This window comes from Fischerella muscicola PCC 7414 (genome assembly GCF_000317205.1).
Lineage (GTDB): Bacteria > Cyanobacteriota > Cyanobacteriia > Cyanobacteriales > Nostocaceae > Fischerella > Fischerella muscicola.
On record NZ_AJLK01000027.1, the window covers coordinates 1 to 6,113 of the forward strand.

The 6,113-nt window shown below is 42.6% G+C and carries 5 protein-coding genes and 1 riboswitch; of the genes, 2 read left to right on the forward strand and 3 right to left on the reverse strand.

Translation table 11 applies throughout. The features are described 5' to 3' along the window. Positions 1-123: 123 nt before the first annotated feature. Positions 124-738 (reverse strand): nicotinate (nicotinamide) nucleotide adenylyltransferase, encoded by a 615-nt coding sequence (gene nadD / locus UYI_RS0103665; RefSeq protein ID WP_016865321.1) that lies wholly within the window; start codon positions 736-738, stop codon positions 124-126. Between the two features lie 339 nt (positions 739-1,077). Here nadD and murC point away from each other — a divergent pair, with 339 nt between their 5' ends. Both murC and murB read left to right on the forward strand, forming a co-directional pair. Next, positions 1,078-2,541, forward strand: a complete 1,464-nt coding sequence (murC, locus tag UYI_RS0103675; RefSeq protein WP_016865323.1) for a UDP-N-acetylmuramate--L-alanine ligase — start codon at positions 1,078-1,080, stop codon at positions 2,539-2,541. Positions 2,542-2,665: 124 nt separating this feature from the next. Next, positions 2,666-3,661 carry a UDP-N-acetylmuramate dehydrogenase gene (murB, locus tag UYI_RS0103680; RefSeq protein WP_016865324.1) on the forward strand — a complete coding sequence of 332 codons (996 nt, stop codon included), beginning with the start codon at positions 2,666-2,668 and terminating at the stop codon, positions 3,659-3,661. A 293-nt stretch (positions 3,662-3,954) separates the two neighbouring features. Here murB and trxA read toward each other — a convergent pair whose 3' ends face one another. Together trxA and UYI_RS0103690 are read right to left on the reverse strand one after the other, a co-directional pair. Next, positions 3,955-4,272 (reverse strand): thioredoxin, encoded by a 318-nt coding sequence (gene trxA / locus UYI_RS0103685; RefSeq protein WP_009459765.1) that lies wholly within the window; start codon positions 4,270-4,272, stop codon positions 3,955-3,957. Positions 4,273-4,407: 135 nt separating this feature from the next. Then, a complete protein-coding gene (locus tag UYI_RS0103690; RefSeq protein ID WP_016865325.1) occupies positions 4,408-5,601 on the reverse strand; it encodes an agmatinase family protein in 1,194 nt (397 codons plus the stop codon). 81 nt (positions 5,602-5,682) lie between these two features. Continuing rightward, positions 5,683-5,793: riboswitch (guanidine-I (ykkC/yxkD leader) on the reverse strand. Positions 5,794-6,113 lie beyond the last annotated feature (320 nt).

The following is a 6,113-nucleotide window of genomic DNA, read 5'->3' on the forward strand; positions in this document are numbered from 1 at the left end:
TGAGGGCATTAGTCATTTGTCATTGGTCATTGGTGTTTATTCTCTCCCAAGTCGTCCCCCTTGTCTTCCTTGTCCCCTCTACCTTTTTTTAATTTTTAATTGTTTTGTCCCCGATTCCCTGCTTCAAGCATAAAGGCTGTGAGCAGCTATGTAACTTCGTACTGATTCTGGAACTAGGTAACGAATCGATTGGCGATCGCGACATAAGTTACGAATCATACTTGACGACACTCCTACTAAAGGGGTATGCAATAATTGCCAGTGTATGGTACAGGACTGCCTTGCTAATTTTTGCTCCACTTGCTTGCAGATTAAATCAGTTTGAGTTATACATTCACTACCAAGATATCGGGGTGCGATTAACCAATCGCACAATTGTGCTAGCTCCTGTCCGCGATACCACTTAGGTAATGTTTGGAATGTATCCAAACCAACAATCCAATACCAATGAGTATTGGGATAAAAATTGGATAAATAAATCAGGGTATTGATGGCATAAGAAGTACCAGATTGCAATTGCTCAATCGGTGAAACAGCAAATCCCGAGTTGTCTGTCGTCGCCGCTTGCAGCATTGCTAAACGATGTTGAAACGAAGCCGCTTTTTTATGAGGGGGATGAGCGGATGGCACCCAAATAATCTTTTCTAAGGGTACTTGATTGAGAGCTGTTTCGGCTACGATGAGATGTCCCCAATGAACAGGATCAAATGTGCCACCAAAAATTGCAATTTGTTGCATCCACTCTCTTTTTTAGCTTAATTCGATTTCAAAGTAGTTAACACTCAGTCTCGTATTGTAGCCAATTCCAGCAATTAGACCAAAATTATGTGTTTGAAAATACAGTTGTATATTTCCCGAAGGTGCAGAAATTTGCAGAATAAACATAATATTAGTTCAGGAAGAGAAAAACCACTAACAAGGTTAAAATCATCCTGAAGTAATGTAATCTGAGCATAAAAATCTACCTATCAGGAGTATGAGATTTATACAGAGGTAGTATCAATAAAAAACAAAATCCTGTTATGATACGCGTGTTATTTGTGATGATTATGTGGTGTGGTGTTAGAGGAGTAATTGATGAAAGATTCTGTAGACTTTAGCGGTAGACCATTTCATTTTATTGGTATTGGTGGCATAGGTATGTCTGCTTTGGCATACGTGCTAGCAAAACGTCAATTGCCTGTTTCCGGTTCGGATCTTCGTCCAAATCACATTACTTCCAAATTGGAATCTATCGGGGCTCATATTTTTGCTAAACAAGAAGCAAGCAATTTGGAATTCTTTCGCCCAAAAGAGAATGAAAATCGAGTAATTTCAAATACCCAAAATTATGTGTCAACTGACAAAGTGGCACAACTACCGCAAGTAATTTGTTCAACAGCAATAAATACAAATAATTTGGAATATAAAGCAGCATTAGAATTAGGCTGCCCAATTTTCCATCGTTCAGATGTATTGGCAACTTTAATTTCCGAATATGATAGCATTGCAGTTGCTGGAACTCACGGCAAAACTACCACGAGTAGCATGATTGGATATATGCTACTACAAGCGGGTCTTGACCCCACAATCTTGATTGGTGGTGAAGTTAATGCCTGGGAAGGTAACGCAAGATTAGGTCAAAGTCACTATTTAGTAGCAGAAGCAGATGAATCAGATGGTTCATTAGTTAAACATGCCCCAGAAATCGGTGTCATCACGAATATCGAACTAGACCATCCTGATCACTACGACAATTTAGAAGAAGTAGTGGAAATTTTCCATACCTTCGCTAACAGTTGTAAAACTCTGGTAGCTAGTATTGATTGTGCAACAGTGCGCGATCGCTTGCAACCAAAAATTAGCTACAGTTTATATCCAGAAACAGGTGCAGATTATACCGTTACAAATATAGACTATCGTGCAGATGGCACAACTGCCTTAGTTTGGGAGCGCGGCAAAGCCTTGGGTGTGTTAAACTTGCGTTTGCTCAGTCGCCATAACCTCAGCAACGCCCTAGCAGCAGTAGCCGTTGGTCGTGTTTTGGGATTAGAATTTGGTGAAATTGCCAAGGGACTTGCCACATTTGAAGGCGCAAGACGTCGCTTTGAATTCCGGGGCGAAGCTCATGGTATCACCTTCATCGACGACTATGCCCACCATCCCAGCGAAATTCGTGCCACTCTAGCAGCAGCACGTCTGCAAGCAAGACCTGGACAAAGAGTAGTTGCCATTTTTCAACCTCATCGCTACAGCCGTACACTGGCATTTTTAGAAGAATTTGCCGAATCTTTTACCCATGCTGATGTAGTTATACTCACTGACATTTACAGCGCCGGGGAAGTCAACATCGGGCAAGTAAGCGGTGAACAACTCGCACAGGAAGTTGCCAAACATCATCCACAAGTCAAGTATCAAGCAAACTTAGCCTTGATGTGTGATTTCTTACAGCAAACACTACGTTCTGGAGACTTAGCACTGTTTCTAGGAGCTGGGAATTTAAATCAGGTAATTCCGGAGGTAATTGCTACACTCCACCAACCAGCGACAGCGACATCTTAAAAAGTCTCAAGGGCTAGTTTCTTGCTCTAGCTGAATGTCAGTCTTGCAACTTTATTTATTGCATCAAATAATTACCGTATTTATACGGTGGATAAACATCAAATTAAAACAGATTCTGGTAAATATGGCAATTTCCCAGGCAGGTGTAAGTGTCTGCACAAATTCTGGTGTGAATGTAAATAAACGACAAACAACTAATTCCGAAATTAAGGAAATTCCCTTACCTGGTACTGACTGCGCGATTAAATCTCAAGTTCCTCTGTCAGCATATACTTCCTACAGAGTCGGAGGCCCAGCAGAATGGTATGTTGCGCCTCGTAACATCGAAGCAATGCACGCTAGTTTAATCTATGCCAAAGAGGAAGGTTTACCAGTAACAGTACTGGGAGCAGGTTCTAACTTGCTAGTAAGCGATCGCGGTATTCGAGGATTAGTTATCGCTACCCGCCATCTCCGCCAAACTCACTTTGACCCAGAAACCGGTCTATTAACAGTAGCAGCTGGGGAACCAATACCCGGTTTGGCAATGGCTGCGGCAGAACTGGGATGGGAGGGCTTAGAATGGGCTGTAGGTATCCCTGGAACCGTTGGTGGGGCTGTGGTGATGAATGCAGGAGCGCATAATAGCTGTATCGCAGATATCTTAGTCAGCGCTCAAGTACTTTCACCCGACGGTACCATCGAAACCCTGACTAGCGAACAACTGGGTTATAGCTATCGTACTTCTATCTTGCAAGGAAGCGATCGCATCGTTACTCAAGCCACCTTCCGAATGCAACCAGGTGCTCACCCCGCCCGTGTAATTGCAACTACCAAGCAACACAAACAGCACCGACTGACAACGCAACCTTACGACAAACCGAGTTGTGGTAGCGTCTTCCGTAACCCTAAACCCTACGCTGCTGGTTGGTTAATTGAACAAACTGGTTTAAAAGGCTTCCAGATTGGTAAAGCACAAGTAGCACAACGCCATGCCAACTTTATCGTTAATTGCGGTGGTGCTAGTGCGTGGGATATTTTCAATCTCATCCGCCATGTGCAATATCAAGTACAAGATCGGTGGTCAATTTTATTAGAACCAGAAGTCAAAATGTTGGGAGAATTCCCAGCAGCTTGTTGATAATTGCGATTTAAATAATGTAATTTAAATTATGTAGTAAGCACTTAAGTGCTTACTACTAATTTTTTGAAGGTAGGTGAAAAATTTGCTTTTATTGCCTGGTATTTCCTGATTCTACTTGGTGGTTAAATATTCCCCTTCACGGAGAGGGAAATAGTTAAAAAGATCCCAAATCCATGTAATGAGGGCTTGAACCGCCAAGACGCCAAGACGCCAAGGGTTCGTAGACTGTACATAATTTAAGGTGGGAAGTGGAATCCCAATTTGCTCAACCACTCCCCGATTCAGCTCTATTAAATCAAACTTCTCAGACGCTGTACTAATTGTGGTGCTTGCAACACACCCTCGATTCGATCCACTGGCTGACCTTGCTTAAATAGTAATAGGGTTGGTAGGGCTTCTATTCTATACTGAGTAGCCAATTGCTGGTATTTTTCAGTATCTATTTTGACGATTCTGATTTGACCTTGGAGTTGGGCATTAACTTGTTCTAAAATCGGAGTCATCATCTGGCAAGGACCGCACCAGTCAGCATAAAAATCTACTAATACGGGTACATCAGACCCGGATAGCATTTCTTCAAAGCTATTGAATTGCTTTTTTGTAGCCATGTGATACGCACCACTTTTTTATTGTTTGATTTTAATAGTAGTTCCTCAGAACTGGGATGATTGTAAAGCATGTTTGCGGTGCTGTATCAGCAATTGGTAATTGGTAATTGGTTTTTCCTATTACCTATTACCATATTACCTCCAATCTTCCACTAACTCTGATTGGGCTTCGGGGTGAATATACGCGGGTTTTTCTTTGCGTGGTAATTGACCAGATATAACTAAATGGGCCATTGTGTCACAAATCACCCGTGTCGCCATTAATGATGTAATGTCACTGATATCGTAAGGAGGCGAAACTTCTACAACTTCCAGCCCACAAATCGGTGCTTTTTGGACAATTTTACCTAACATGGAAAGCGCTTCACGCGGTAATAATCCACCAGGTTCAGGCCAGCCTGTTCCAGGGACAAAACCAGCATCAATGCAATCAATATCGAAGCTGATGTAGACGCAGTCAGTACCATCTAAGGCTCGTTCTAAGGCAAAGTTGACTGCTGCATCCAAACCCATCTCTGTGATGTCCGTAACTGTGAGGATGTTGGTAGCTCTTTCTCGGCAAACTTTTACACCTTGACGCGGCACTTGCCAACCACCAATTCCCAATTGCACAAGGTTTTTTGCGGGAGCATTTTTGATATTTGTTGCATGGAACCAGGGACAGGTATGCATCCGTTCATCAAGGTCTGTTTCCTGGGTATCGACATCGCGATCAAAGTGAATGATTCCGACTTTTTTGTCACCCAAGTGACGGCAAACACCTCGCACTGTCGGAAATCCAATTGAGTGATCGCCTCCCATAATAATCGGAAATGCACCAGAACTAAAGATATGGGCAATACCTTTAGAAATTTGGTCAAAAGACTTTTCGTTATTGGCGGGAATGGTAAAAATGTCGCCCACATCACACAAGGTAATTTGTTCGCGCAAATCAACACCTAACTCAAAGTTATAAGGGGTATATAATGCCGAAATGCGGCGGATTCCTTGGGGGCCAAAACGAGTTCCGGGTCGATAGGTAGTTCCAGAATCATGGGGTACACCCACGATCGCAACGTCGTATTCACCGACTTTTCGCACATCTTCTAAATACGGTGCTTTCAAAAAAGTATTAATTCCGGCAAAATGGGGAAGTTCGCCACGAGAAAAAGTGGGAATGGAGCGATCGCTGATACTTTCTGCCGCTTCTAAACCAAATTCTAATCCTCGAGAAACTTCCTGCTGCCACCCTGTCAGGGGCAAATTCGCTTCTTTTTCCAGCGCCCGATTCGCTTGTGTTTTAGGTCGTTGGAAATGAGAATTGGCGTCACCAAAAGATTGATCTGTCATGTTTCCAAAAATGACATCTAAACGATTTTAAGGAAAAAACTATAGCCCGGGTAAGTCATAACAGCTCAATTTCTGCTATGCACCTCCCGGGCTTTTTTCCCGCCGTGTACCAGTTTTTGCTAAACTGGGTGCTACTCTTGGACCAGTCGTTTAAATTCCTAGAATTAAACCGGAACCCTAGAAGCTATATATTTTTACCCAATTGCTAATAGTTATTTTTGAGGACAGGCTTTTTATACCCAACGTTTATAGATAGCAACAAATTTTTCATAAAATTGTATTAAAAGTTACAAAAATTTTCTAAAATACTTCTACCTAAGCTATTGAGGTGTTGTTATTTTTGATAACAATTTATTAAGTTTAGGATTGTCATTGGTCATTGGTCATTGGTCACTATATTATTCTCCTCACACTCCTCACACCTCCCCATTGCCCCCCAACCCCACAAAGTGGGGACCCCTAGCCCCCCATTGCCCCTAATCCCCACTCCCTGTCGGTCGCGGGGGCCCCGA

Excerpts from the sequence above, each read along its gene's own strand:
- nadD (WP_016865321.1), bottom strand. The coding sequence starts at position 738 with ATGCAACAAATTGCAATTTTTGGTGGCACATTTGATCCTGTTCATTGG.
- murC (WP_016865323.1), top strand. The coding sequence starts at position 1,078 with ATGAAAGATTCTGTAGACTTTAGCGGTAGACCATTTCATTTTATTGGT.
- murB (WP_016865324.1), top strand. The coding sequence starts at position 2,666 with ATGGCAATTTCCCAGGCAGGTGTAAGTGTCTGCACAAATTCTGGTGTG.
- trxA (WP_009459765.1), bottom strand. The coding sequence starts at position 4,272 with ATGGCTACAAAAAAGCAATTCAATAGCTTTGAAGAAATGCTATCCGGG.
- UYI_RS0103690 (WP_016865325.1), bottom strand. The coding sequence starts at position 5,601 with ATGACAGATCAATCTTTTGGTGACGCCAATTCTCATTTCCAACGACCT.